This is a genomic window from Burkholderia sp. MSHR3999 (genome assembly GCF_000833595.1).
GTDB lineage: Bacteria > Pseudomonadota > Gammaproteobacteria > Burkholderiales > Burkholderiaceae > Burkholderia > Burkholderia ubonensis.
The window spans coordinates 1,676,352-1,701,265 of the sequence record NZ_JRFO01000007.1 but is presented as its reverse complement, the minus strand read 5'-3'; the positions used below and the strand labels follow the sequence as shown (position 1 = coordinate 1,701,265).

The 24,914-nt window shown below is 67.3% G+C and carries 22 protein-coding genes and 1 pseudogene; 10 read left to right on the top strand and 13 right to left on the bottom strand.

What is annotated here, in order from left to right:
* Positions 1 to 15: 15 nt before the first annotated feature.
* Positions 16 to 2,004, bottom strand: a complete 1,989-nt coding sequence (gene rpoD, locus KY49_RS30935) for an RNA polymerase sigma factor RpoD (protein ID WP_175550654.1) — start codon at positions 2,002 to 2,004, stop codon at positions 16 to 18.
* A 330-nt stretch (positions 2,005 to 2,334) separates the two neighbouring features.
* The gene (locus KY49_RS30930; protein WP_042588117.1) at positions 2,335 to 3,813 is read right to left on the bottom strand and encodes an aminotransferase class V-fold PLP-dependent enzyme; all 1,479 of its coding nucleotides are present in this window, start codon (positions 3,811 to 3,813) and stop codon (positions 2,335 to 2,337) included.
* Here KY49_RS30930 and KY49_RS37890 point away from each other — a divergent pair.
* From KY49_RS37890 to KY49_RS30920, 3 genes are read left to right on the top strand one after another with little or no spacing between them, the layout of a single operon-like run.
* Positions 3,797 to 4,174, top strand: coding sequence for a hypothetical protein (locus KY49_RS37890; protein ID WP_156162645.1), 378 nt, complete (start codon positions 3,797 to 3,799; stop codon positions 4,172 to 4,174). The two genes, KY49_RS30930 and KY49_RS37890, sit on opposite strands and share 17 nt — an antisense overlap.
* Positions 4,175 to 4,227: 53 nt before the next feature.
* The gene (locus KY49_RS30925) at positions 4,228 to 5,838 is read left to right on the top strand and encodes a 3-keto-5-aminohexanoate cleavage protein (RefSeq protein WP_042588116.1); all 1,611 of its coding nucleotides are present in this window, start codon (positions 4,228 to 4,230) and stop codon (positions 5,836 to 5,838) included.
* A gap of 15 nt (positions 5,839 to 5,853) precedes the next feature.
* The gene (locus tag KY49_RS30920; protein ID WP_042588115.1) at positions 5,854 to 6,387 is read left to right on the top strand and encodes a gamma carbonic anhydrase family protein; all 534 of its coding nucleotides are present in this window, start codon (positions 5,854 to 5,856) and stop codon (positions 6,385 to 6,387) included.
* Positions 6,388 to 6,504: 117 nt separating this feature from the next.
* On the opposite strand, the gene KY49_RS30915 is transcribed toward KY49_RS30920, so the two are convergent.
* Positions 6,505 to 7,386 carry an alpha/beta hydrolase gene (locus KY49_RS30915; protein WP_042588114.1) on the bottom strand — a complete coding sequence of 294 codons (882 nt, stop codon included), beginning with the start codon at positions 7,384 to 7,386 and terminating at the stop codon, positions 6,505 to 6,507.
* 61 nt (positions 7,387 to 7,447) lie between these two features.
* Positions 7,448 to 8,545 (bottom strand): OpgC domain-containing protein, encoded by a 1,098-nt coding sequence (locus KY49_RS30910; RefSeq protein ID WP_042588866.1) that lies wholly within the window; start codon positions 8,543 to 8,545, stop codon positions 7,448 to 7,450.
* A gap of 382 nt (positions 8,546 to 8,927) precedes the next feature.
* Here KY49_RS30910 and KY49_RS30905 point away from each other — a divergent pair, with 382 nt between their 5' ends.
* Positions 8,928 to 10,091, top strand: a complete 1,164-nt coding sequence (locus tag KY49_RS30905) for a porin (protein WP_042588113.1) — start codon at positions 8,928 to 8,930, stop codon at positions 10,089 to 10,091.
* Positions 10,092 to 10,163: 72 nt separating this feature from the next.
* Here the strand turns inward: KY49_RS30905 and KY49_RS30900 are convergent, their stop codons facing one another.
* The gene (locus KY49_RS30900; RefSeq protein WP_042588112.1) at positions 10,164 to 11,075 is read right to left on the bottom strand and encodes a LysR family transcriptional regulator; all 912 of its coding nucleotides are present in this window, start codon (positions 11,073 to 11,075) and stop codon (positions 10,164 to 10,166) included.
* A gap of 141 nt (positions 11,076 to 11,216) precedes the next feature.
* On the opposite strand from KY49_RS30900, the gene KY49_RS30895 reads away from it, so the two are divergent.
* Positions 11,217 to 12,233: an aldo/keto reductase gene (locus KY49_RS30895; RefSeq protein WP_042588111.1), complete on the top strand. Its 1,017-nt coding sequence runs from the start codon at positions 11,217 to 11,219 to the stop codon at positions 12,231 to 12,233.
* Positions 12,234 to 12,553: 320 nt separating this feature from the next.
* On the opposite strand, the gene KY49_RS30890 is transcribed toward KY49_RS30895, so the two are convergent.
* Positions 12,554 to 13,450, bottom strand: coding sequence for a LysR substrate-binding domain-containing protein (locus tag KY49_RS30890; protein WP_042588110.1), 897 nt, complete (start codon positions 13,448 to 13,450; stop codon positions 12,554 to 12,556).
* Positions 13,451 to 13,904: 454 nt separating this feature from the next.
* Here KY49_RS30890 and KY49_RS30885 point away from each other — a divergent pair, with 454 nt between their 5' ends.
* From KY49_RS30885 to KY49_RS30875, 3 genes are all read left to right on the top strand, one after another.
* Complete coding sequence (locus tag KY49_RS30885) at positions 13,905 to 14,750, top strand: peptidoglycan DD-metalloendopeptidase family protein (RefSeq protein WP_042588109.1); 846 nt, start codon at positions 13,905 to 13,907, stop codon at positions 14,748 to 14,750.
* A 152-nt stretch (positions 14,751 to 14,902) separates the two neighbouring features.
* Positions 14,903 to 15,799, top strand: a complete 897-nt coding sequence (gene bla / locus KY49_RS30880) for a class A beta-lactamase (RefSeq protein ID WP_042588108.1) — start codon at positions 14,903 to 14,905, stop codon at positions 15,797 to 15,799.
* Positions 15,800 to 15,932: 133 nt separating this feature from the next.
* On the top strand, positions 15,933 to 16,805 hold the full coding sequence (locus tag KY49_RS30875; RefSeq protein ID WP_010089606.1) for a LysR substrate-binding domain-containing protein: 873 nt from the start codon (positions 15,933 to 15,935) through the stop codon (positions 16,803 to 16,805).
* A gap of 57 nt (positions 16,806 to 16,862) precedes the next feature.
* Here KY49_RS30875 and KY49_RS30870 read toward each other — a convergent pair whose 3' ends face one another.
* The 7 genes and pseudogenes from KY49_RS30870 to KY49_RS30840 form a co-directional block, all read right to left on the bottom strand.
* Positions 16,863 to 17,198: a type 1 fimbrial protein gene (locus KY49_RS30870; protein WP_042588107.1), complete on the bottom strand. Its 336-nt coding sequence runs from the start codon at positions 17,196 to 17,198 to the stop codon at positions 16,863 to 16,865.
* Positions 17,199 to 17,520: 322 nt separating this feature from the next.
* On the bottom strand, positions 17,521 to 17,775 hold the full coding sequence (locus tag KY49_RS30865; protein ID WP_042588106.1) for a GlsB/YeaQ/YmgE family stress response membrane protein: 255 nt from the start codon (positions 17,773 to 17,775) through the stop codon (positions 17,521 to 17,523).
* 86 nt (positions 17,776 to 17,861) lie between these two features.
* The gene (locus tag KY49_RS30860; protein WP_042588105.1) at positions 17,862 to 18,638 is read right to left on the bottom strand and encodes an ABC transporter ATP-binding protein; all 777 of its coding nucleotides are present in this window, start codon (positions 18,636 to 18,638) and stop codon (positions 17,862 to 17,864) included.
* A complete protein-coding gene (locus KY49_RS30855) occupies positions 18,635 to 19,519 on the bottom strand; it encodes an ABC transporter ATP-binding protein (RefSeq protein WP_080405544.1) in 885 nt (294 codons plus the stop codon). Before KY49_RS30855 ends, KY49_RS30860 begins: the two co-directional genes overlap by 4 nt.
* Positions 19,509 to 20,423 (bottom strand): nickel transporter permease, encoded by a 915-nt coding sequence (gene nikC, locus KY49_RS30850; protein ID WP_042588103.1) that lies wholly within the window; start codon positions 20,421 to 20,423, stop codon positions 19,509 to 19,511. The genes KY49_RS30855 and nikC overlap by 11 nt, the downstream gene beginning before the upstream one ends.
* Before the next feature lie 78 nt (positions 20,424 to 20,501).
* Positions 20,502 to 21,572, bottom strand: coding sequence for an ABC transporter permease (locus KY49_RS30845; RefSeq protein ID WP_042588102.1), 1,071 nt, complete (start codon positions 21,570 to 21,572; stop codon positions 20,502 to 20,504).
* Between the two features lie 10 nt (positions 21,573 to 21,582).
* Positions 21,583 to 23,193: pseudogene (locus KY49_RS30840) on the bottom strand (ABC transporter substrate-binding protein).
* Between the two features lie 27 nt (positions 23,194 to 23,220).
* Between KY49_RS30840 and KY49_RS37885 the strand changes: the two are divergent.
* Positions 23,221 to 23,373: a hypothetical protein gene (locus KY49_RS37885; protein ID WP_156162644.1), complete on the top strand. Its 153-nt coding sequence runs from the start codon at positions 23,221 to 23,223 to the stop codon at positions 23,371 to 23,373.
* A 222-nt stretch (positions 23,374 to 23,595) separates the two neighbouring features.
* Positions 23,596 to 24,852 carry an oxalate decarboxylase family bicupin gene (locus KY49_RS30835; RefSeq protein WP_042588101.1) on the top strand — a complete coding sequence of 419 codons (1,257 nt, stop codon included), beginning with the start codon at positions 23,596 to 23,598 and terminating at the stop codon, positions 24,850 to 24,852.
* Positions 24,853 to 24,914: the final 62 nt, after the last annotated feature.

The following is a 24,914-nucleotide window of genomic DNA, read 5'->3' as shown; positions in this document are numbered from 1 at the left end:
CGCCGGCGCCCTTGCTCATCGCTCGAGGAAGGGCCTCAGCTTGTCCGCGCGACTGGGGTGCATCAGCTTGCGCATCGCCTTGCTCTCGATCTGACGGATCCGCTCGCGGGTCACGTCGAACTGCTTGCCGACCTCTTCGAGCGTGTGATCGGAGGTCGTATCGAGCCCGAATCGCATCCGCAGCACCTTGGCCTCGCGCGGCGACAGCCCGTCGAGCGCCTCGTCGATCGCGGCGCGCATGTTCGCGTGAATCGCGGCTTCGGCCGGCGAACTCGCGGAGACATCCTCGATCATGTCGCCGAGCGTCGCGTCCGCATCGTCGCCCACCGGGGTCTCGAGCGAGACCGGCTGCTTGGCGATCTTGAGGATGCTGCGCACCTTCTCCTCGGACATCTCCATGCGCTTCGCGAGGACGGCGGGATGCGCTTCCTGCCCGGTCTGCTGCAGGATTTCGCGTGAAATCCGGTTCAGCTTGTTGATCGTCTCGATCATGTGGACCGGCACGCGAATGGTCCGCGCCTGATCGGCCAGCGCACGCGTGACAGCCTGCCGGACCCACCAGGTGGCGTACGTCGAGAACTTCCAGCCGCGCCGGTATTCGAACTTGTCCACCGCCTTCATCAGTCCGATATTGCCTTCCTGGATCAGATCCAGGAACTGCATCCCGCGGTTCACGTACTTCTTGGCGATCGAAATGACGAGGCGAAGGTTCGCCTCGATCATCTGTCGCTTGGCCTGCCGCATTTTCGACTCCGCGGCGCTCATCTGGCGGTTGATCTGCTTGAGCTGCTGGAGCGGCAGCGAGACCCGCGACTCGATGTCGATGAGTTTCTGCTGCCCGGCCTGGATGGCCGGCAGGTGCCGCTCGAGCGCCGCGCCAAATTGTTTCGAAGTCGCCGCCGTGCGGCTGGTCCATTCAAGGTCGGTCTCGTGGCCCGGGAACGACTCGACGAACGCGTCACGCGGCATGCCGCAACGGTCGACCGCGATCTCCAGGATGCTGCGCTCGATCGCACGAACCTCGGTGACCTGGTCATGCACGCTGGCGCACAGGCGATCGATCGTCTTGGCGGTGAAGCGGATCGGCGCGAGTTCGCGCTGGATCTCCGAGCGCACCTGCACGGCGGCCGCGGAGCGCGCCTTGTCGGCAGCCGGCACATCCGGCAACCGTTCGAACAGCGCACGCACGCGCGCGAAAATCGCGAGGCTGTCGCTCGTGAGCTCCTCGAGGCGGGCGGTGTTCGCTTTCTCCGAATCGCCGGCGTCCGCTTCGTCGTCGTCGCCGTCCGGATCATCGTCGGAGGCGTCGGCTTCCACTTCGACTTCGTCGGCTTCAAGCGTCATTTCGCTTTCATCCGTGGCGTCGCTGATGCCATCGACCAGTTCGTCGATGCGCAGTTCGCCGGCCGCGATGCGGTCCGCGTCGGCAAGAATCGTGGACACGACCGTCGGGCATGCGGCGATCGCCTGAATCATGTCCTGCAGGCCGCTTTCGATGCGCTTTGCGATCTCGATTTCGCCGGCGCGGGTCAGCAGTTCGCTGGCGCCCATTTCACGCATGTACATCCGGACCGGATCGGTCGTGCGACCGAATTCGGAATCGACGGTCGACAGTGCGGCCTCCGCTTCCTCGTCCGCCTGATCATCGGATGCAACGGCAGCCGTGGCGTCGTTCAGCAGGAGCGTCTCCGCGTCCGGGGCCTGCTCGTACACGGCCACGCCCATATCGCTGAACGTGCTGACGATCGTTTCCATCGCAGCAGTTTGCGCAAAATTGTCGGGCAGGTGATCGTTGATGTCCGCGTGGGTGAGATAGCCGCGCTCGCGGCCAAGCGCGATCAGCGCACGCATCTGGCGTTGGCGCTCCTCGTCCTGGCGAGCGGTCGACGCGATGTCCACCGGTGTGGCGACGCCCTGGGTCTTTCCCTTCGGGGCGCGGCGGCTGGTCTTGGACGTGACCGGGATCACACGGGATGCTGAATCGTCGCGAACTGGATTTGCCAATACATTCTCCTCCGCAGGTTGGCCGACGATCGTTGCGGATACGACAGGCTGTCAAGCCCGTCGACGTGCGAACGAAATCGTGGGATGGCGCGCGGACAGTCGAGGCCGGTATGCCTCTTCGCGGATTCTGGTGCGCGCTAAATGGGGAACCCTAAATTATACTGGACGACGTTGTGCGACGCAACACTTGATGGTGGGCGGCCGCGACGCGCCAGCTTGTGGGCGAGCGCAGAAGAGTGTTTTGGGGAGCTGAATGGGCCAGGTCCTAAATCTCGGGTCACAGACCACCTCCTGAAACAAGAGGTGGTCTTCAAGCTGCGAACCGGCGAGTCAGGCCGTCCGCCGAGTCGCCAGCCGATTCCAGAGCAACCCGGCGCGATTTCCGCTTCGGCAATAGGCGAGAACGGGCTTCGGCAATGCGTCGACCATCGCGCCGAAGGCATCGACTTCCGCGTCGCCGATGTGATCGGACCTGACGGGGAGGTATCGCGCGTCGAGCCCCAGTTCGCGGGCCGCGGCGGCGATCTCGTCAAAGGCCGGCTGATCGGCGCTTTCCCCGTCGGGCCGGTTGCAGATCACGGCGCGGAAGCCCGCGTCGCGAATGGCTTTCAGGTCATCCGGCATGATCTGGCGCGACGCGGCGAACCCGTTTGCCGCGGTGGACCGGCATTGCTCGATGGCTTGCCGGAAACAGGCGATCGCGAAATCGACGTCCTCCTCCGTCGTGAAGCGTCCGACGCTGATGCGGACGGTGCGGCCGGCCGCGTCCGCGTCCAGGCCGATGGCCGTCAGGACGTGGGACGGCGTGCCGGCGGCCGAATTGCACGCGGAGGTGGACGACACGGCGAGCGCGTCGCCCAGCATGAACGGGAAGAACCCGGGCGCATTCACGGTCAGGCTCAAGGTATGCGGGATGCGTCGCGCCGCGGCCGCGTTCTGCTCGACGTCCCCGATCGCGAGCACCGCATCCCTTAAGCGCGCGCTGAGCGCGGAAATCCGTGCGCTGTCGGTCCCGAGTTCATCGGCCGCCAGTTCGCACGCGGTCCCCATGCCGACGATCTGATGGGTGGCGAGCGTGCCCGAGCGCAGGCCCCGCTCGTGTCCGCCACCGTGCATTTGAGGCGCGATTCGGTCCGCAATGTCTCGACGGACGAACAGCGCGCCGATTCCTTTGGGCCCATAGACCTTGTGCGCCGACATCGACATCAGGTCGATGCCGAGCGCGCGGACGTCAATCGGGGTCTTGCCGAGCGCCTGCGCGGCATCCACGTGGAGCAGGGCGCCGGCGGCGTGCACGACTCGCGCGATCTCGCCGATGTTCGTGAGCGTGCCGATCTCGTTGTTCACGAGCATGAGCGACACGAGGCCGGTCTCGGGGCCAATCGCCGCCGCCACGGCGTCGGCCGTGATTTCGCCGTCGCGCGTCGGCGTGAGGTAGGAGACCGACAAGCCGTGCCTTGAAAGGCTGGCCATCGTGTCGAGAATGGCCTTGTGCTCGATGCGGCTCGTGATCAGGTGGCGTTTTTCGCGTGCGTTATCTGCGTAGCCTTTGAGCGCCAGGTTGTTGGATTCGGTGGCGCCCGACGTCCAGACGATTTCGTCCGCATCCGCGCCGATGAGCGCGGCAACCTGCTCGCGTGCCCGTTCCACCTTTGCCCGCGCCAGCCTGCCCGCCCGATGCGAACTCGACGCCGGGTTGCCGAATATGCCGTCGACGCCGAGACAGGCGGCCATCGATTCGATCACACGCGGATCGGCAGGCGTCGTCGCCGCGTAGTCGAGGTAATGCAATGTGTTGTTCTCGCTCATTTCTTTCGGTTGCTGCGCTGGAGTGCAGGAAATGATACGGGGTGCAACCGGGAAAAAGGATCCAAATTTCGTTGGGAATTGCACCTTTAGGGGAATATTTTTCTACCGTTCGGCGCTGCCCCAGGTGCCGTTTGCGGTTGTGCCGGTGACGTCGGCAGGCTCGGCCGTGTACGCGCTTTTTTTGCCACGATCGCGACTCACGCGTGTCTGCAAATTGCCGGAGTTTTTAGTTGGTTTAAACAATTTCTGCGCTTCTCAAATAATCAATCAAATCATTTCAGCGTTTCTCAAATATTTCTTTCATTTTCCAATCATTTTTACTTCAGAAGCCTTGTATTTCTGGGTGGTTTATATAAGCTGATCGTAAGCAACGTTGCTTCATGTATTTCTTCTCAACCAACAGGAAGATTTCCCATGACGCGTATGTACATCACTGCCGCACCCACTGGGGCCGTGCCGAAGTGGCTCGATCCGCTCGAGCCGACTTTCATTCCGTCCTGTCTCGTTCACCAGTTATTCAATTCCGCGCAAGCCGAGAAAATCGTCGATCGTTTGAAATCCGACGGCTGGGAAACCGTTCCGGCCGGCGGATGGTTAATCGAATCGGGACATGGTATTTCTATTTCCGATGATTTTTTGGCACAACTATTCAACCAGCCTGCCGCTCGTCTGGCATTGGAGGAAATGGGATGGACGCATCGGGATGGAGCCTGGCATGCGCCGCCCGCGCAGGCTTCCGGCAGCGCCGCAATCCCGCGTGAATGGCTGGCGGGCCTGTCGTCGGTCGAGTTGGCCAGGCGAATCGTGCTGCAATTGACGACCTACGGATGGGTGGCCAACGACCGCGGCGACCTCGTCTGGGATCACGCGAAGCTGCACAGCTATTTCCCGCCTGGGCTGATCGATTCGATTCGCGAAGACGCGCCGGGGCTGCTGGCGAAGCTGGAGAAATCCGGCTGGAAAGCGTGCGGCGCCGGTTACTGGCAGGCGGGCAAGGGGCGCTCGCCGGTTCTGCCGATCACGCCGGATGCGATCGTGGACGAAACCGTCCGCTCGATCCGGGAAGGGGCGGCGGTCGTGCATTTGCATACGCGTGAACTCGGCGACCGTGCGCAACTCGAGATTCCCGGACTGGGCGTCGTCACGGTCGGCACGCAGCGCAACCAGATCGTCGTCGATCATTACGACGCGATCGTACCGGCCGTGAGGCGTGCCGATACGACGGCGATCCTGAACCTGTCGACGAGCGTGCGGGGCGACCGTCAAGGCTCGCGCAGCACGTTGCGGCGCGCCCATCTGAAATCCTACGGCGAGGCGGCGGTGCCCGAGGTCGCGTCGCTGAGCCCGGGCGCGGTGATTTTCCAGGGCGGCGGCGGCTACGACAACGCGCCGGATTTCCTGGCCGAGCAGTTCGCGCATTTTCAGCGCGTCGGCACGCGCCCGGAGGTGGAGGTATTCAATCACACGATCATCGACAACGCGACGACCCTGTACCGGGCGTTCCTCGAAGCGACCGGCCAGCCCGTGCTGTTCATGCTGGTGGCGGCCGTCGATCAATATCGTCGCGATCCGGTCAGCGGGGAAGTGGAGGACGATTCGCTGATCGCGCCTGCCGTCAGGCAGGAAATCACCCGTTGCGTGGCGACCGGCGACGCAACCGACAGGCAGCGTGCGATCGATCTCGCGGTCGAACAGCTGAAGCCGGTTGTCGCACGGCTGCGCGACAGCTTTCCGTCATCGCTCGTGTCGTTGCTGCTGCCGGGGCCGCTGCAGGCGCTATTGGCGGATCTCGCGCACGCGTTACAACTGGACGGGGTGCGCATCGGCCTGGAGGACGGCCTGAACGTGCAGGACAGCCGGGTTCCCGGGGGCGTTCGCAAGGCGCGCGGCACATGGGAGCAGGTGCGCATGCTGCGCGAGGACCTGCTCGCCAGGGGCGTCGCCGTGCAAACCGCGGCCGAGGTGCGGGACATGCTCGGCCTGCCGGCCGGCAAGTCGCGTCAACCGCAACTGAAGCGCGCATGACGGAGCGAACGTTCGATGACTCTCTATCGATTGGGCGACCGAGTGCCCACCGTCCATGCGAGTGCGTTCGTGGCGGACACGGCGACGATTGTCGGTGACGTCCGGCTGGGCGCGGATTCGAGCGTCTGGTTCGGTGCGATATTGCGTGGCGATACCGAGCCGATCGTCGTCGGGGCCGGCACCAACATCCAGGACGGGGCCGTGCTGCACACCGATGCAGGGTGCCCTTTGACGATCGCCGCGCATGTGACGGTCGGCCATCAGGCCGTGTTGCACGGCTGCACGATCGACGAGGGCTCGCTGATCGGCATCCAGGCGGTGGTGCTCGACGGCGCGGTGATCGGTCGTCAGTGCCTGGTCGGCGCCGGCGCCGTCGTCACGGCGGGCAAGGTGTTTCCCGAGCGCTCGCTGATCCTCGGCGCACCCGCCAAGGTCGTGCGAGCCCTGACGGACGAGGACGTGGCCAGGCTGCGGACCAATATCGGCTTCTACGCCGAGGTGCGCAGGCCGATGTACAAGGCGGCGTTGCACCGCATGGATCAGGCGTGACCTGATCCGGGAAGCGGTTCCGTCACGCAGCGGAAGCGCCGGCCGGCTCGTCGTCAGGCCGGCCGGCGCAACCCGCTCAGGCGCGCAAGCTTGCGTCGTCCGCGCCTGCCGCCGTTCCTACTTGACGCATTCGAGCGTGTACCTGAGCGCCGGCGCGATCAGGCCGCGCCACACGTCCCACGTGTGGCCGCCGTCGACGACGCGCAGCTCGGCCGGGTTCTGCGCGCGGCGTAGCTGCGTATACAGCACGCTCGATTCGGCCTGGATCGACAGGTCGTCGTCGCCGACGGCGATGAACATCGGCACGCGCCAGCTCCGCGCGAAATAGCCGCGCAGCAGCGCCGGGTAATTCAGCTCGTGCCAGACGCGCGAGTCGAACTGCTTGTCGCCGAACACGCCCACATAGCGGGCCGCCGAGTTCAGCGGCGGCTCGTTCGCATAGATGGCCGGGCTCAGCAGCATCGCGCCGCAGAACAGGCCCGGCTCGAGCAGCGTGAAGCGCAGCGCGCCGAAGCCCCCCATCGACACGCCGCCGATCGCGCGGCCCGCGCGCTGGTTCGACACCGCGAAGTGCGCCTCGACGTCCGGCAGCAGGTCGTTGAGGAACGCGCTCTGCATCCGCTCCTTGCGGTCGACGTACCAGTCGGTGCCGCCTTGCGGCATCACGATCACCACCGGCGGGATGTCGTGCCGCTCGATCAGCGTGTCCGCGGTGGCCTGCAGCCGGCCCTGCGTGATCCAGTCGTTCGCGTTGCCCGCATTGCCGTGCAGCAGGTACAGCACCGGGTAGCGCGCGCCTTCCGGGTTGTAGCGGGGCGGCAGGTAGACCGTGTACGACCAGTCGCGCTGCAGCGCCGCCGAACGGAACGTGCGCATCACGACGCTGCTGTCGTCGTTGATCGGGGCGGCCTGGGCCGTCTGGGCGGAAGGGGTGGCTTCGGCGGAGTCGGCGAAGCCGATGGTCAGCGCGGCGGCAAGCAGGAGGAGAAATCGGCGCATGTCGAGCGGGTTCAGGAGTGTCGCCGCCTATCGTAGCAGCGGCGGATGACGGCCGTGCGCTTTAGCGCCGCGCGCGGAACGGCAGCCGCGACGTCAGCGGCGCGTAGAGCTTGGCGACGAGATACAGCAGGCCCATTGCGACGACGTCGGCGGTCAGCCCGAGCGGCACGTCGAGGTAGCCGTCGGTCGCCTGGTACAGCAGCGAATCGACCGCGAGCGAGATGGCGGTGCCGGCGACGAAGCTCAGCAGGCCCTGGCGGCCGATCGTGCCGATCCACGGCATTGCGTGCGCGACCTTCTTCATCCAGCCGAGGTGCACGAGCTTGGCCGCGAGCCACGCGATCGCGAGGAAGTTCACGAGCCGCAGCGCGCCGAGGTTCTGCTTGATCGACGGATCGGTCGGGAACGGCTCGATGCGCAGCCGGTAATAGGCGCCCGCGGCGACGATCGCGAGCGACGCGGCCGTCAGCAGCCAGCCCTGCGGTTTCGGCGCGAGCGTCTGGTAGACCGGCTGGCAGCGCGAGATCACGCCCAGCACGAACAGGAACTGCCACGCGAACGGATTGAAGTCCCACGGCGTGCCTTCGACGGTCGGCAGGTAGGCGGCGGCGTGCGGCGCGGCGAACCACAGCGACGTGCTGAACGCGAGCAGCAGCCACGGCTGGGTGCGCGCGAGCGGCAGCGCGAGCGGGGCGAGCAGCGCGAAGAACGCATACATCGGCAGCACCGACGCCAGGTACGGCTGGCGCCGGAACAGCAGGATGTCGCGCAGCGCGGCGAGCGGCTTCTGGATCAGCCCGTCGAGATCGTTGGTCGGCATGTTCGGGCCGTCGATCGCCAGCGCGCTCAGCGCGGCGGTGATCAGCAGCATCAGGCCGGCCGTGACGAGGAACGCGCGATAGATCTCGAACGCGCGCCGGATGAAGCGCTGGCGCGCGGCGGCCTCGTCGTGGCGCTCGGCGAGCGAGTTGTACGCGATCGCGGTTGCGAAGCCGCCGAGGAACACGAAGACCTCGGCGGCATCGCACAGCGCGTACGCGTGCAGCGTGACGCGCGACAGGATGCTGCCGCCGATGTGGTCGATGACGATGACGAGCAGGACGAGGCCGCGGAAGAAATCGAGCTCGGCGTAGCGGCCGGGCTTGGCGGCGGCGCTCATCGGCCCGGCTCCCGGCGCCCGCCGCGTGCGCGGCAGGCACACGCCGCGCATGAATCGGGGTCAAGCATGTATTCGTGAGGAAATGTGACAAACAGATGCGCATTGTGCCATCGATGCGACATTTTTCGGGTTTACGCGAATGGCATAGTCGCCGCCCGCGGCCCGCAAGGCTTGCCCGGCAATCGGCACAATGGGGCCAGTTGGAAGGGCGCAACGCTTGCCGAAGCGGAGCCGCTCCCCGGTAGACGATTGGTTTCCGACGTGACACCATTTTGGACATTGCGCGGCGTGCCACCCCGCGCCGCCCGCCGAGCGGGCCATACAAGACTCACGCCGGAGCGCCTCGAGGGTGTGCCCGGCCATCCGGTTCTGGAGATTCGCCATGAAGAAGCACGTCATTTCCGCCGCCGCGCTTGCCACCTTTGCCGCCTTCACTGCGCCGGCGTTCGCGCAGAACAGCGTGACGCTGTACGGCCTGATCGACGAGGGCTTCAACTATACGAACAATGTCCGAGTGAACGGTGTCGGCAAGACCAACTACCAGCTCGCGAGCGGCTATGCGCAGGGCAGCCGCTGGGGGCTGCGCGGCTCGGAAGACCTGGGCGGCGGGCTGAAGGCGGTCTTCGTGCTGGAAAGCGGCTTCGACGTGAACAACGGCCGGCTCGGCCAGGGCAGCCGCATGTTCGGCCGCCAGGCGTACGTCGGCCTGTCCGAGTCGCGCTTCGGCACGCTGACGTTCGGCCGCCAGTACGATGCGCTCGTCGACTATCTCGCGCCGCTGACCGCGAACGGCAACTGGGGCGGCACGCTGTTCTCGCATCCGTTCGACAACGACAACACCGACAACTCGTTCCGCGTCAACAACACGGTGAAGTACGCGAGCCCGGACTGGAACGGCCTGCAGGTCGGCGGCACCTACAGCTTCAGCAACAGCACCGGCTTCTCGACCAACCGCCAGTACAGCATCGGCGCACAGTATTCGCTGGCCGGCCTGCAGGTCGCCGCGGCCTACCTGCAGGCGAACAGCCCGGGCAACGGCAATGCGGGCGCGATCGCGGCCGACGACGCGAATTTCGTCGCCGACCGCCTGCGCATCTTCGGCGGCGGCATCAACTACACGTTCGGCCCGGCGACGGTCGGCTTCGTCTACACGAAGACCGACGTGAAGAACCCGGTGTCGACCGTCTATCTGCCGACGGCGACGTTCTCGGGCCTTGGCCTGACCGCGACCAAGTTCCAGAATTTCGAGATCAACGGCAAGTACCAGCTGACGTCCGATTTCTTCGTCGGCGCGCAGTACGTGTACACGGACGGCAAGTTCGACGCCGCGACCGGCCCGATCAAGCCGAAGTACCACACCGTGGGCCTGATGGCCGACTACAGCCTGTCGAAGCGCACCGACGTGTATCTGCAGGGCGCGTGGCAGAAGGTCGCCGGCGACCGGACCGGCACGGCCGCCGACGGCGGCTACGTGGTCGGCACCGACGGCCCGTCGTCGTCGTCGAACCAGTTCGCCGTGCGCGCGGCGATTCGCCACAAGTTCTGACGGGTTCTGACGGGCGCGTCCGGCGTGCGCGTGCAACCGGCCTGACGCGGCCTGAACCCGCTGCGGCGCTGTTCAGCCGGCCTCTGCCGGCCGGCTGAGCGCGTTCGCGAGCCAGTCGACGAAAATCCGCACGCGCGGCGCGAGGTGCCGGCCGTGCGGAAACACCACCGATACCGGCAGCGGCGCCGCATTCCATTCCGGCAGCACTTCGACGAGCGTGCCGTCCGCGAGCGGCGCGTCGAGGCCGTCGCGCGGCGCCTGGATCAGCCCGAGCCCCGCCACGCAGCAAGCCAGGTAAGCCTGCGAGCTGTTGACCGACACGATGCTGCGCATTTTCACCGCGTGCATCTCGCCGGTATCCATGTCCGCATATTCCCAGTCCAGCTCGCGGCCCGTGCGGCTCGAGAAATAGCCGACCGCGACGTGCTCCGGCAGGTCGTCGGGCGAGCGGGGCGTGCCGTGGCGCGAGAGATAGGCCGGCGATGCGCAGTTGACCTGCGCCAGCTCGCCGATGCGCCGCGCGACGAGCGACGTGTCGGAAAGCGCGCCGACCCGCACCGCGCAATCGATCCCGTCGGCGATCAGGTCGACGAAGCGGTCGGTGGTGCTCATCACGATGCGCAGGTCCGGGTACCGCGCGTGAAACGACGGAATCGCCGGAATCACCTTGTCCAGCGCGAAACGCTCGGGCAGGTCGACGCGGATCACGCCGCGCGGCGACGCGCCGGCGTCCTCGAACAGCGTTTCGGCGTCGTCGAGATCGGCGAGCAGCCGCGCGCAGCGTTCGTAGTAGGTCGCGCCTTCGGCGGTCAGCGCGACGCGTCGCGTCGTGCGCTGCAGCAGGCGAATCTTCAGATGTTTCTCGAGGTACTGGACGGCATTGCTGACCGTCGGGCGCGGTAGCTGCATTTGTTCGGCCGCTTTGGTGAAGCTGCCGAGATGGGCGACGCGCGCAAAGATGCGCATAGCGTGCAGATGGTCCATGCGGGGCGGGAGATCCGGCGGATGAGGACAGGCTCCATTGTTAATCAGCGTCGAATGGATTGGTGGATTCTTTCGCCTTTATCGCGCGCCGGAACGCCGCCAGAATCCGCTCCATCCACTCAACATTGCGAGGAACGGGACATGGAACTGCGTCAACTGGGCCGCACGGGCCCGCGGGTGTCGGCGATCGGGCTCGGCTGCATGGGCATGTCGGACATGTACGGGCCGGCCGACCGCGCGGAGAGCATCGCGACGCTGCACGCGGCGCTCGACCACGGCGTCACGCTGCTGGACACCGGCGATTTCTACGGGATGGGCGACAACGAGATGCTGATCCGCGACGCGTTGCGCGGCCACGCACGCGAGCAGGTCGTGATCAGCGTGAAGTTCGGCGCGCTGCGCGATCCGGCGGGCGCGTTCGTCGGCTACGACGCGCGGCCGCAGGCGATCCGGAATTTCGTCGCGTATTCGCTGAAGCGGCTCGGCACCGACTACATCGACATCTACCGGCCGGCGCGCGTCGATCCGGCGGTGCCGATCGAGGAGACGGTCGGCGCGATCGCCGATCTCGTCAAGGCAGGGTACGTGCGGCATATCGGGCTGTCGGAAGTCGGCGCGGACACGGTGCGCCGCGCCGCGGCCGTCGCGCCGATCGCCGACCTGCAGATCGAATATTCGCTGCTGTCGCGGGACATCGAGGCGCAGATCCTGCCCGCCTGCCGCGAACTCGGGATCGGCGTGACCGCGTACGGCGTGCTGTCGCGCGGGCTGCTGAGCGGGCGCTGGTCGGCGGCGCGGGAAGTGGGGCGCGATTTCCGCGCGGCGAGCCCGCGGTTCCAGGGCGAGAACCTGACGCACAACCTCGCGCTCGTCGACGCGCTGCGGGCGGTCGCGGACGGAAAGGGCAGCAATCCGGCGCAGGTCGCGATCGCGTGGGCGCTGACGCGCGGCGACGACATCGTGCCGCTGATCGGCGCGCGCAAGCGCACGCAACTCCAAGACGCGCTGACGGCGCTTGAGATGCAACTAACGGCCGATGACCTCGCGCGCATCGAAGCGGCGGTGCCCGCCGGGGCGGCTGCCGGCGACCGTTATCCGGCCGCGCAGATGGCGCACCTCGACAGCGAGCAGGGGCGGGGGGCTTCCCGCAAGGGTTGAGGCGGCTGCGGCCAAACCGCCGAACCGCCCGCCGCGCGCGCCCGAGGCAGCCTCAGGCAAAACCAGATGGCGCGCGGCGGGCTGCCGGTTCGCCATCGCGCCTTCCCCAATTCGTCAGAATGGGCTGCTTCGGCGTCGGCATCTCGCGCCTGGTGATGCTGTTGCTCGACCGTCAGCGCGACGGGCGGGGATTCTGGGGCAGCGACGCGTTCAACACCTTCGACGCCGTGCCGACCGACTGGGAGCGGCAGGCTTGCCGGGACGCGGCGCACCGGCTGCAACGCGACCTGCAGGCAGCCGGAATGAGCGTGCTGATGGACTTACTCGCATGCGGGCTCGCCCGCCAGAAACCCGACGAACTCCCGCGTGTACTTCGGCAACGCATCGAACGACCGCGCGCACAGCGTGAGCTTCCGATGGCTCCACGCATCGGACAGCTCGACCATCCGCACATCCATCGTCTGCATCGCCCGCGACGCCGCATGCCGTGACACGATCCCGATCCCCACGCCGCTCTCGATCACCCGGCAGATCGCATCGAAGCTCTTCAACTGCACGCGGTAGCGGATCCGCTTGCCGAGCGCCCTGGCCTGATCCGCGAGATGCACCTGCAGCGCGCTGCCGTCGGTGAGGCCGATGAAATCCGAATCGACGATCTCGTCGAACGCGACCTTGTCGCGCGCGGCGAGCGGATGGCCGGCCGGCACGACGGCGATCAGCCAGTCCTCGCGAAACGGCTTCTGCTCGAGCCCGCCGAGGCCGACCGAATCGGCGACGATGCCGACGTCCGCCGTCTTGTTGCGGATCGCGTGCACGATGTCCTGGCTCGACCGCTCCTCGACGCTGATCGACAGCTTCGGATGATGCGGCAGATACTCGGCCAGCGCGTCCGGCAGGTACTCGCTGAGCGACGCGGTGTTGCACAGCAGCCGGATATGGCCGCGCAGCCCGCGGCCGTATTGCTGCAGCTCGCCGCGCATGTGGTCGATCTGCTGCAGCACCGTGCGCGCATGATGCTCGAGCGCGCGTCCGGCGTCGGTGACCTGCGTGCCCGACTTGGTCCGGTGCAGCAGCGGCACGCCGAGCTCGTCCTCCATGCCGCGGATGCGCTCGCTCGCGGCCTGCAGCGTGATGTGCGTGCGTTCCGCGCCGCCCGTGATGCTGCCCGCCTCGCAGATGTGCAGGAAAAGCCGCAGGTCGGTCAGGTCGAAGCGCATGATGGGGACGGATGTCGTTGGGTTTGCCGATAAGGTAGCAGGAACGGCGGGCGCGGGCTCAGGCATTGCCTGAGGCAGGCTTCGCCGGTTCCGCATTTTCGGGGCGCGAACATTGCCGGATCATGCCCGCACACCAACCCGAGGAGCCCCGTCATGCATGTCGATCCGTCGTGGGGCGTGGCGTTCAAGATCGCGCTGCACCTGTTCTTTCTGTGCGTCGGCGTCGCGCTCGCCTGTTCGGACCTGGCCGAATGGTTGAGGTGACGCCGGAATTTTTTGCGCGAATCCTGTCGCCAGGCGTCAAGTTTTTCCCGATTTGACCGTATTACCGGTATCGAGTCTGCGCCGCCGCTCGCTCCGTGATCGTTTGTCATCAATGTTTGCAACCGGTTACACGTCGGCCGCGACGTTTTTGAGATGCTTGAAAGATTGTCAAATCGGAGTCGTGTCGACCATGAAACAGCGCGAGATCAACGTCAGGACGGCATGGCTGTCGGCCCTGGGCGCCGTCTTCGTCATGGCCGGCTGCGCCAGCACGCCGCCGGTGCCGCCGAGCGATACGCTCGCGGGCGCGTCGGCACAGAACGCGGCCCCGTCGGAGGCCGCCGCCGCGTCCACGCCGCCGCCAGCCCCGATCCTGGTCGCGCATCGCTATATCGTCAAACGCGGGGACACGCTGTCGCGCATCGCGTCGGCGAACGGCTGCAGCGTGGCCGACCTGCGCACGTGGAACAGGCTCGGCGCGCACAGCCGGCTGCGGGCAGGGCAGGCGCTGCGCATCGTGAAGCAGCAAGCGCCGCAGGCGCCGGCCGCGACGGCGCCGCAGGCGGCCGCGCCCGGCGCCGCGAGCGGGGTGGCCTCGAGCCCGCCGGCCGCGCTGTCGGCGAATGATCGCCAGGTCGTCAAGGACATGAAACGGCATGCGAGCGGCGTCGCGCTGTCGTGGCCCGCGCGCGGCAGCGTCATCGAATCGTTCAGGCCCGGCCAGAACCGCGGAATCCAGATCGCCGGCCAGCCCGGCGACCCGGTGCGCGCGGCCGCCGCCGGCCGCGTGATGTATGCCGGCGTCGGCCTGAACGGCTACGGCAGCCTGATCATCGTCCAGCACAACGCGGACTTCCTGACCGCCTACGCGCACAACCGCAAGCTGCTCGTGAAGACGGGCGACGTCGTTCGCCAGGGCGACGAGATTGCCGAGATGGGCGATCTCGACAATTCGCGCGTCGCGCTGCTGTTCGAGGTGCGGCGCGACGGCAAGCCGGTGAACCCGATGCCGTACCTGCCGTCGACGCAAGGCTGAGCACAGCGGCACGGCGGCACGGCTGCCGCTGGAATACGCGCGCGGTCGCTGCTACGCTTGTCGCCAGCGCACGAGCACGCGCGCGGCCGTTCGCGCAAGCGTGAATGCTCGTCCCGACAGGCCGCCACCGATAAGCAGTCGACCCGCCATCCATGGATCACTCTCCGTCACGCCGCTCGCTGCTGCTTGCCGCCGTCGCCGCGCCGTTCGTCGCCGCGTGCGCGCCGGCCCCCGTCGGCGATCATGAACACCTGCGTGTCGCGCAGTCGCAGCTCGACGCGCTCGAACGAGCGTCGAACGGCCGGCTCGGCGTCGCCGCGCTGGACACCGCGACCGGCGCGCGGATCGCGCACCGGTCACGCGAACGCTTCCCGCTCTGCGGCACCTTCGCGGTCGTTGCCGCCGCAGCGATGCTCGCGCGCAGCGCGCTCGACGCATCGCTGCTGCCGCGTCGCATCCTGTATCGGCGTTACGAGCTCGTGCCCGGCTCGCCCGTCACGGAGCGGCATGCGGATACCGGCATGACGATCGGGCAACTGTGCGAAGCGATGCTGCAATCCGGCGACAAGTCCGCGGCGAACCTGCTGATGAGCGTGCTCGGCGGCCCGCAGACGGTCACGGAGTTCGCGCACGCCAGCGGCGACACGCTGTTCCGCCTCGACCGCTGGGAGCCCGAGCTGAACACGGCGCGGCCCGACGACGAGCGCGACACGTCGACGCCGCTGGCGATGGCCGAAACGATGCGCCGGCTGCTGCTCGGCGATACGCTCGGCGCACCGGAGCGCGCGCAACTGACGAAGTGGCTGCTCGGCACTGCGAACGGCGTCAAGGGCATTCGCGCGGGCGTGCCGTCCGACTGGCGCGTCGCGGGCAAGACCGGGACGGGCGGCTACGGCACGACGACCGATGTCGCCGTGGTGTGGCCGCCGTCGCATGCGCCGCTCGTCATCGCGGCGTCGTTTACGCAGCCGGGCGCCGATGCGTCTCCGCGCGCGGACGTCGTCGCCGAGGCCGCGCGCATCGCGGCCGCCGCGCTTGCCGCCGGCTGATTTCACCGCTGCCCGATTCACCGCTATCCGACAGCCCGGGGCGCCGCCTCGCGCGAAACCGGCGTTTCGCTTATCGTGTCGGTCTGCGCGCGCCGAAGGCGGCGCGCGTTTCGTCCGCTCACTTCGCTTCGCCATGCGCCGACTTCCGCCCTTGCACGCGCTGCAGATCTTCTCGACCGTCGCTCGTCACCGCAGCTTCACGCGCGCGGCCGAGCAGCTTTGCATCACGCAGGGCGCGGTGAGCCGGCAGATCCAGACGCTGGAGGCGCATTACGGCTTTCCGCTGTTCAAGCGGCATGCGAAGGGCTTGACGCTGACGGCGGAAGGCGAGCAGCTGCTGCCGGTCGTCAACGAGAGCTTCGCACGGATCGAGGACATCTCGATGAAGCTCACGCGGCAGCGCACCGATCTCGCGCTGAAGGTGCCGACCTGCGTGATGCGCTGGATGCTGCCGCGCATCATGCGTTTCCAGGGCGAGCACCCCGATCTGCACGTGCAGATCACGACCGCGTGGCAGCACGACGTCGATTTTGCGACCGAGCCGTTCGATGCGGCGATCGTCTACGGCACGTCGCCGGGCGCGGACGTTTGCGCGCTGCCGCTGTTCGACGAGCGGCTCACGCCCGTCTGCGCGCCCGGACTGCGGCAAACGGCGCCGCTCGCCGAGATCGGCGATCTCGCGCGCCACACGCTGCTGCACCCGACGCGCGACCATCGCGACTGGCGCGCGTGGCTCGACCACGCCGGCGTGCGCACGGTCGATGCCGATCGCGGGCCGAGCTTCGACACGCTCGATCTCGCGACGAACGCGGCGATGGAAGGCTTCGGCGTCGCGATCGGCGACGTGACGCTCGTCGACGACGACGTCAGCGCGCGCCGGCTCGAACGGCCGTTCGACGTCGTGCTCGAAACGGGCGCGCGTTACTTCTTCGTCTATCCCGAGAGCGCCGGCAGCCAGCAGAAAATCCGCGCATTCAGCGACTGGATCGCGCGCCATCGCGACTGACACGCGACCGCGCCGAAGGCGTGCGCAGCCCGCTGCGCGCGACGCGGGCAGCCGGCGTTACTGGTACGTCACGACCGCGATCATCGGCGCACGATCGTTGTCCGGACGCTTAGGTAAAACGATTGCGCGCGAAGCCTGAGTAAAGGTCGTGGTCTTGACTGCCTGCTGGCTCGCCGCGTCGACGAACGCGATTTGCCCGGCCGCGGGACGCGGGCAGTCCGGGCGCACGCGCGCGGGTGCGGCGTCGGGTGTATCGAGCGAGAACGAGCAGGGCGGCTCGACGATCATGCCGCTGAAGTGGATGACGCCGGACGCCCCGCCGGCAAAGGACGGGGACGTGGCCAGAAGCGGGGCAGCCAACAGCAACGAGGCGGCAATCAAGCGTGGCTTCATGACAGGCTCCAGGGTAGAAGCGCGTCGCAGCGAGGCCGCTCGAATGGCAGTCCGTCAACGCTGCGAAGCTGAGTGCGTAAACGGCAAGTTCATCGAACCTCTTGAGGGGAAATCAGGGAAACAACGGAGAAAGTCAAATGAATTCGAATCTGTACGATTGAATATATGCGGTCGCTGCGTTGGCGCAAGTCAGGGTAATACCGGGCGCATTACGATCGTCGGTTGGACGAAGTGCTTGCAATGCGCTTCGCATTGCGGCACCCCGAATGCAAAACGGCCGCTCGAAACGAGCGGCCGTTCGGTGACGCGACGCGGCGTGCGTTCAGCCCGCGCACTTGCGCACCGCACCGACGATCACCAGCAGCACGATCGCGCCGATGATCGACGCGATCCAACCCGCGCCCTGACCCGGCGCATACCAGCCGGCGAGGTGGCCGACGTAGCCGGCGATCAGCGAGCCGACGACACCGACGACGGTCGTCATCACGACGCCCATCCTGTCGTTGCCCGGCTTGAGCGCGCGGGCGAGCAGGCCGATGATGAACCCGACCACCAGGGTTTCGACGAATTGCAGCATGCGTACCTCCGGTTCCTTGCATTGACGAATGCGGAATGGACCCGCGCGACGCGCAGGGGTTCCCGCGCGGACATGCTGCGCCGATGTTACGCGGCGCTCGCGTCGATTGCCGGATCGATCCGGCGATAGCCCTCGGTCGCGCGCAGCAGCGTGCGCGTGTAGTCGCGCGTGACCTGCCCGGCGCGCACGTGCTCGACCGACAGTTGCTCGACGATCTCGCCGTGCTGCATCACCGCGGCGCGCTGGCACAGGAAGCCGACCACCGCGAGGTTGTGGCTGACGAGGATCATCGTGAGGCGCCGCTCGCGATGCAGGCGGCGCAGCAGGTTCAGGATCTCGGCCTGCACCGACACGTCGAGCGCGGACGTCGGTTCGTCGAGCAGCAGCACGCGCGGCTCGACGATCAGCGCGCGGGCGATCGCGACGCGTTGCCGCTGGCCGCCCGACAACTGATGCGGGTAGCGGAAGCGGAACGCGGGCCCGAGCCCGACTTCGGCGAGCGCGCGCGCGATCCGCGCATCGGCGTCGCCGATCCCATGGATCGACAGCGGCTCGCGCAGTGTCTGGTCGACCGTGAAGCGCGGATGCAGCGACGCGTACGGGTCCTGGAACACCATCTGCACCTGGCGGCGGAATGCGCGATCGAGCTTGCCGCCGACCGGCCGGCCGTCGATCGACAGGCTGCCGGACGCCACCGGCACGAGGCCCGTCAGCGCACGCAGCAGCGTCGACTTGCCGGAGCCGGATTCTCCGACGAGCCCGAACACCTCGCCTTCGCGCACCGCGAAGCTCGCGTCGCGCACGGCGTCGACGTGACCCGTGCGGGTCGGGAAACGGATCGAGACGTGGTTGATATCGATCATTGCGTGGCCTCCGCCAGCCAGGCCGGGTCGCGCTGCAGCACCGGCAGTTCGTCGGGCGGGTTCGCGAGCGGCGGGGTCGCCGCGAGCAGGCCGCGCGTGTACGGATGCGTCGCGTGGCGCAGGTCGCGCGCCGCGCAGGTCTCGACGACGCGCCCGGCGTACATCACCGCGACGCGGTCGCAGAACGACATCACGAGCGGCAGGTCGTGGCTGATGAACATCAGGCCGGTGCCGTGCCGCGCGATCATCGCGTCGAGCACCGCAAGCACCTGCATCGACACCGCGACGTCGAGCGCCGAGGTCGGCTCGTCGGCGATCAGCAGGCGCGGGCCGGTCGACACCATCATCGCGATCATCACGCGCTGCCCCATGCCGCCCGACAGCTCGTGCGGATACGCATCGGCCACGCGCGCCGGATCGCGGATCTGCACGGCCGCGAGCGCATCGACGATCCGCTCGCGCAGCGCGCGGCCGCGCAGCCCCGGCTCGTGCAGCCGGAACGCCTCGCCCATCTGCTTCGCGACCGTCATCACCGGGTTCAGCGAATACTTCGGATCCTGAAGGATCATCCCCATCTGGCTGCCGCACAGCCGCCGGCGTTCGCGCGGCGCCATCGCGAGCAGGTCGTGGCCCGCGAAGCGCAGCGTGCGCGCCGACCAGCGCGCGGCTTCGGGCAGCAGGCCGAGCAGCGCGCGGCCCGTCAGCGACTTGCCGGAGCCCGATTCGCCGACGATGCCGAGCCGCTCGCCCGGCGCGAGCGTCAGCGACAGGTCGCGCACGGCATCGGTGACGGCGCCGTCGTGGCCGCGAAAGCCGATCCGCAGCCCGTCGATTTCGCACAGCGGCGTGGAGTCGAGATTCGTCGTCATGTCACGCTCCATGTCGCGGATCGAAGACGTCGCGCAGCCCGTCGCCGAGCAGGTTGAACGCGAGGCTCACGAGCAGGATCGCCGCGCCGGGCAGCGTCGCGACCCACCATGCGTCGAGCAGCACGTTGCGCCCCGACGCGACCATGAAGCCCCATTCCGGGCTCGGCGGCTGCGCGCCGAGGCCGAGGAAGCCGAGGCCCGCGACGGTCAGGATGATGCCCGCCATGTCGAGCGTCGCGCGCACGATCACCGACGACATGCACAGCGGCACGATGTAGCGCAGCAGGATGCGCGGGCCGGACGCGCCCTGCAGCCGCGCGGCATGGATGTAGTCGGCCTGCGCGATGCGGATCGTCTCGGCGCGCGCGAGCCGCGCATATGCGGGCCACGCGGTGATCGAGATCGCGACGACCGCGTTGATCACGCCGGGCCCGAGCGCGGCCGCGAATGCGAGCGCGAGCACGATCTTCGGGAACGCGAGCGCGACGTCGGTGATGCGCATCAGCACGCTGTCGACGAACCCGCCGACATAGCCGGCCGTCGTGCCGATCGCGAGGCCGATCGGCACGACGATCGCGACGACCAGCAGCGCGATGCCGAGCGTCAGGCGCGACCCGCCGATCAGCCGCGAGAGGATGTCGCGGCCGAGCTGGTCGGTGCCGAGCCAGTGCGACGGCGAGCCGGGCGGCAGCAGCCGGTCGGCGAGCACCTGGCGCAGCGGGTCGTGCGGCGTGATCAGCGGGGCGACGATCGCGACGGCGAGCAGCGCGACGAGGATCGCGAGCCCGAACAGGTTGAGCGGATTCGCGGCGAAGCGGCGCCAGCGGCGGTATGCGAGGCCGAGCGCGGCCTGTGAGCGCGAGGCCGGCGCGTCGGAGAGCAGCCACGCGCGCAGCGTGACGCGTGCGGGGTTCATCGGCGGCCTCCGGTGGGCGCGGATTGCGTGCGAAGCGTGGGAACAACGAGCAGTGAAGCGGTCATCAGGTAACGGTCCTCAACGCGCGCGCGGATCGAACACGCGGTACAGCGCGTCGGTCAGCAGGTTGACGGTGATGAACATCGCGCCGATCACGAGCGTCGCGCCGAGCACGGCATTCATGTCGGCGTTGAGCAGCGCGCCCGTCAGGTACGAGCCGAGTCCCGGCCACGCGAATACGATCTCGGTCAGCACCGAGCCTTCGAGCAGGTTGCTGTAGGTGAGGGCGATCACGGTCAGGAGCGGCACCGCGATGTTGCCGAACGCGTGGCGCCAGATCACGCGGGCTTCCGGGAGCCCCTTCGCGCGCGCGGTGACGATGTATTCCTGGCCGAGCTGGTCGAGCATGAACGAGCGCGTCATCCGGCTCAGGTAGGCGACCGAGTAGTAGCCCAGGATCGCCGCCGGCAGCGCGATGTGCGACAGCGCGTTGCGGAACACGTCCCATTCGCCGGCGAGCGCCGCATCGATCAGCAGGCTGCCGGTGCGCGTGTCGACCATCCCGTCGAACACCGGGTCGAGCCGGCCGGGCCCCGCGACCCAGTGCAGCCGCGCATAGAACAGCAGCAGGCCCATCAGGCCGAGCCAGAACACGGGCACCGAGCTGCCGATCAGCCCGACGAAGCGCGCGACGTGATCGATCGGCCGGTTGTGCTTGACCGCGGCCGCGACGCCGAGCGGCACGCCGATCGCGATGCCGATCAGCGTCGCGAGCGTCGCGAGTTCGAGCGTGGCCGGAAACACGCGCTTGATGTCGTCGAGCACGGGGTTCGCCGTCAGCAGCGACATGCCGAGATTGCCGTGCAGCACGTCGCGCGCGTAGATCAGGAATTGCGTCGCGAGCGGCTTGTCGAGCCCGAGCGCGATGCGTTCGGCCGCATATGCGTCGGCCGACGCGCGATCGCCGAGGATCGCGAGCACGGGGTCGATCGGCACCTTGCGGCCGATCACGAAAGTCAGCGCGAGCAGCCCGGCGAACGTGACGGCGAGCGTGAGCGCCCAGCGCAGCACGCGCAGCGCCCAGCGCACGCCGGGGCGCCGCGCGGGGAGCGTGCGGAGGGTTTCCAGGGAGGAGGCGGGTGTCGACATGGGGTGAATCTTATTGCTTCTTCAGGTTGCGGTACGACACGAGATCGTTGATCGGCCCGACCTCGAGCCCGCTGACGCCGGGCCGCGTCGCGACCTGCGCGACCTTCTCGAACAGGATCACGAACGGCGCGCGCGCGAGCAGGTCCTTCTGCATCGCCTGGTAGCGCTGCGCGCGTTTCGCGGCGGACGGCTCGGCCAGCGCGGCGTCGGTGTCCTTCGTGAGCTGCGGAATGTCCCAGCCGTTGCGCCAGGCCAGCATTTTATAGCTCGACCTGTCGGAATTGTCGGGATTCCACGCGAAACCCTGCGCGTTGCTGTGCGGATCGATGTAGTCGGCCGACCATTCGCCGATGTAGATGTCGTGCTGGCGCGCCCGGTATTTCGCGAGGGTCTGCTTGTTGTCGCCGGGAATCAGCTGCACCTTGACGCCCGCCTGCGCGAAATTCGCCTGGATCGCCTGCGCGATCTCGGTGTACGGATAGTCGTTGCGCACGTCCATCGTGATCGAGAAGCCGTTCGGCACGCCGGCCTTCGCGAGCAGCGCCTTCGCCTTCGCGACGTCGAGCCGATACGGGTTCGCGTCGAGCGTGCCGATGAAGCCGTCCGGCATGAAGGTCTGGTGCACCTTGTAGGTCGTCTTCACGACATGGCCCTGGATGCCCGCGTAGTCGACGAGCCATTTCAGCGCTTCCTGCACGTCGGGCTTCGCGAGCGTCGGGTTCTTCGTGTTCAGGCCGAGATACAGCAGCGTCGCCTGCGGCGACGGCGCAACCTTCGCGCTGCCGGATTTCGCGACCGCCGCGAGATCGTCGGGGCTCAGGTCGCGCGCCGCGTCGACGTCGCCGTTTTCGAGCAGCAGGCGCTGGCTGGCCGCTTCGGGCACGTGACGCAGCACGATGCGCTTCATCGCGAGCGGCAGCCGGTAGCCGTCGAAGCGCTGCAGCACGAGGCTGTCGCCGGCCGTCCACTTGACGAGCTTGTAGGCGCCGGAACCGGCTTCGTTGGTCTTCAACTAGCCGTTGCCGAAGTCGTTGCCCTGCTGGTGCGCCAGCAGCATCTTCTTGTCGACCACCGACGCAGGCCACGCGCCGAGCACGTTCAGCACGAAGGTCGGCGCGTATTTGCGATCGGTCGTGACCGACACGGTCAGGTCGTCGAGCTTCTTCACGTTCGCGACGACGTTCGCCTTCGTGAGGCCGATGCCGGCGAGCACCGCAGCCGCGCCCTTGTCGAGCAGCACCGTGCGCTGGATCGACCACGCGACGTCGTCGGCCGTCAGCGGGTTGCCCGAATGGAACCTGAGGCCGGGGCGCAGCCGGAACGTGAAGGTCTGCCCGTCCGGGCTCACGGTCCACGACTGCGCGACGTCGCCGTTGAATTTCGACGGGTCGCGCAGGTCGACGCGCACCAGGCGGTCGTAGGTGTTCGCGACGTATTCCTCCGGCACCAGCTCGTAGACCTCGCCCGGATCGAGCGTCGTGAATTCGTCCAGCAGCGTGGCCATCACGAACAGGTCCTTCGGCGTTGCCGCGCATGCGGCGGGCAGCGCGGCGGCGGCGAGGACGGATGCGGCGGCCAGGGCTGCCAGGGTGGAGGTGCGCCGGGGTGTCAGCAGTTTCATGCGGGCTCCATCGGTTGGTGTTCAGGATTGGAAATGGTCGAACGGGCGCTGCAGTTCACGGTTGTGGGTGACGCATCGGTCATCGGCGGTTGGATCGTTGTCGCCGGAACGGGTATGGACATTCATCTAACGAAGCCAAAAAAATCGCGCCAGATGAGAAAAACTATGGAATACGCGTGAAGGATAGGCGGGCGACGGCGCGCAAATTGCCGCGCCGATGCATTTATTACAAACTTAAAGTAGATCAGTTTAAATCATGAGCCAATCTTAATTATTCATTTAATTTTTTCCTCGATTTGCATTTAACTTGTGTCGCTGGCTGCTCAATTCATTCGTTAATCTGAAAACGAATGATCGCCCCGTGCCGGCAATTCGATTAATTGCAGAAATGAAGAGGAAATCATGACGAATCTGTCCCGACGCAAGATGCTTGCGAATACGGCCGGCGCGGTTGCCGCGGCCGGCCTGGCCGTGGCCGCGAAGGCCGCCTCGTTCGGCAATCCGGACAGCCCGCCGGAAGGCGCGGTCAATGCGCGCAATCGCCGGAGCCTGACCGATCCGGGGCCGAAGAATCCGGCATTGGCGAATCAGTTTCCGTCGTTTCAGGATCCGCCCGCGACCGATATCAACGGCATGCCGTTATTCTGGGCGTCGTTCAATAATGCGCACAAGCGCATTCAGAACGGCGGCTGGGCGCGTGAAGTCACGCAGGACGATTTCGCGATTTCGGAAACCATTTCAGGCGTCAATATGCGGCTGACGCGCGGCGGCATTCGCGAGATGCACTGGCATCAGCAGGCCGAATGGGCATTCATGCTCGACGGCCGCTGCCGGATCACCGTGCTCGACGAACAGGGGCGGCCGTCGGTGCAGGACGTGAAGACGGGCGACCTGTGGTATTTCCCGCCCGGCCTGCCGCATTCGCTGCAGGGGCTCGGAAGCGACGGCGCGGAATTCCTGCTCGCGTTCGATAACGGCCGCGCGTCCGAATTCAACACGCTGCTGCTGACCGACTGGATCGCGCATACGCCGCCCGACGTGCTCGCGCGCAACTTCGGCGTGCCGGCCGACGCATTCCGGAACATTCCGCTCGACAACCTGTGGATCTTCCAGGGCGACGATCCCGGCCCGCTCGCGCAGGCGCAGCGCGCGGCCGCGTCGTCGCGCGGCGCGCCGCCGCAGCCGTTCGTCTTCTCGCTCGGCGACCTGAAGCCCGTCGTGAAGACGCGCGGCGGCGAAGTGCGGATCGCGGACAGCAGCAACTTCAACGTATCGAAGACCGTCTCGGCGGCACTCGTCACCGTGCATCCGGGCGGGATGCGCGAGCTGCACTGGCACCCGAACGCGGACGAGTGGCAGTACTACATCCAGGGCGACGCGCGCATGACGGTGTTCGACACGGGCCCGAAGGCGCAGACCGCCGATTTCCGCGCGGGCGACGTCGGCTACGTGAAGAAGAGCCTCGGGCACTACGTGCAGAACACCGGCAACACCGATCTCGTGTTCCTGGAGATCTTCAAGTCCGAGCGCTATGCGGAAGTGTCGCTGTCCGACTGGCTCGCGCATACGCCGCCGCAGCTCGTCGAGGCGCACCTGAATCTCGCGCCCGACGTGATCGCACAGATTCCGCGCAACCGCCCGGACGTCGTGCCAGTGTGAGCCGGAGCGGCCGGCAAGCGGCGCGCCGGTCGCCTTCGCCATCCTCCGCCTCCTTCTTTCGA

What these genes read in the sequence shown, in the direction of transcription:
- KY49_RS30930 (WP_042588117.1), bottom strand. Translation starts at nt 3,813, where the DNA reads ATGAGCGAGAACAACACATTGCATTACCTCGACTACGCGGCGACGACG.
- KY49_RS30925 (WP_042588116.1), top strand. Translation starts at nt 4,228, where the DNA reads ATGACGCGTATGTACATCACTGCCGCACCCACTGGGGCCGTGCCGAAG.
- KY49_RS30920 (WP_042588115.1), top strand. Translation starts at nt 5,854, where the DNA reads ATGACTCTCTATCGATTGGGCGACCGAGTGCCCACCGTCCATGCGAGT.
- KY49_RS30915 (WP_042588114.1), bottom strand. Translation starts at nt 7,386, where the DNA reads ATGCGCCGATTTCTCCTCCTGCTTGCCGCCGCGCTGACCATCGGCTTC.
- KY49_RS30910 (WP_042588866.1), bottom strand. Translation starts at nt 8,545, where the DNA reads ATGAGCGCCGCCGCCAAGCCCGGCCGCTACGCCGAGCTCGATTTCTTC.
- KY49_RS30905 (WP_042588113.1), top strand. Translation starts at nt 8,928, where the DNA reads ATGAAGAAGCACGTCATTTCCGCCGCCGCGCTTGCCACCTTTGCCGCC.
- KY49_RS30900 (WP_042588112.1), bottom strand. Translation starts at nt 11,075, where the DNA reads ATGGACCATCTGCACGCTATGCGCATCTTTGCGCGCGTCGCCCATCTC.
- KY49_RS30895 (WP_042588111.1), top strand. Translation starts at nt 11,217, where the DNA reads ATGGAACTGCGTCAACTGGGCCGCACGGGCCCGCGGGTGTCGGCGATC.
- KY49_RS30890 (WP_042588110.1), bottom strand. Translation starts at nt 13,450, where the DNA reads ATGCGCTTCGACCTGACCGACCTGCGGCTTTTCCTGCACATCTGCGAG.
- KY49_RS30885 (WP_042588109.1), top strand. Translation starts at nt 13,905, where the DNA reads ATGAAACAGCGCGAGATCAACGTCAGGACGGCATGGCTGTCGGCCCTG.
- bla (WP_042588108.1), top strand. Translation starts at nt 14,903, where the DNA reads ATGGATCACTCTCCGTCACGCCGCTCGCTGCTGCTTGCCGCCGTCGCC.
- KY49_RS30875 (WP_010089606.1), top strand. Translation starts at nt 15,933, where the DNA reads ATGCGCCGACTTCCGCCCTTGCACGCGCTGCAGATCTTCTCGACCGTC.
- KY49_RS30870 (WP_042588107.1), bottom strand. Translation starts at nt 17,198, where the DNA reads ATGAAGCCACGCTTGATTGCCGCCTCGTTGCTGTTGGCTGCCCCGCTT.
- KY49_RS30865 (WP_042588106.1), bottom strand. Translation starts at nt 17,775, where the DNA reads ATGCTGCAATTCGTCGAAACCCTGGTGGTCGGGTTCATCATCGGCCTG.
- KY49_RS30860 (WP_042588105.1), bottom strand. Translation starts at nt 18,638, where the DNA reads ATGATCGATATCAACCACGTCTCGATCCGTTTCCCGACCCGCACGGGT.
- KY49_RS30855 (WP_080405544.1), bottom strand. Translation starts at nt 19,519, where the DNA reads ATGGAGCGTGACATGACGACGAATCTCGACTCCACGCCGCTGTGCGAA.
- nikC (WP_042588103.1), bottom strand. Translation starts at nt 20,423, where the DNA reads ATGAACCCCGCACGCGTCACGCTGCGCGCGTGGCTGCTCTCCGACGCG.
- KY49_RS30845 (WP_042588102.1), bottom strand. Translation starts at nt 21,572, where the DNA reads ATGTCGACACCCGCCTCCTCCCTGGAAACCCTCCGCACGCTCCCCGCG.
- KY49_RS30835 (WP_042588101.1), top strand. Translation starts at nt 23,596, where the DNA reads ATGACGAATCTGTCCCGACGCAAGATGCTTGCGAATACGGCCGGCGCG.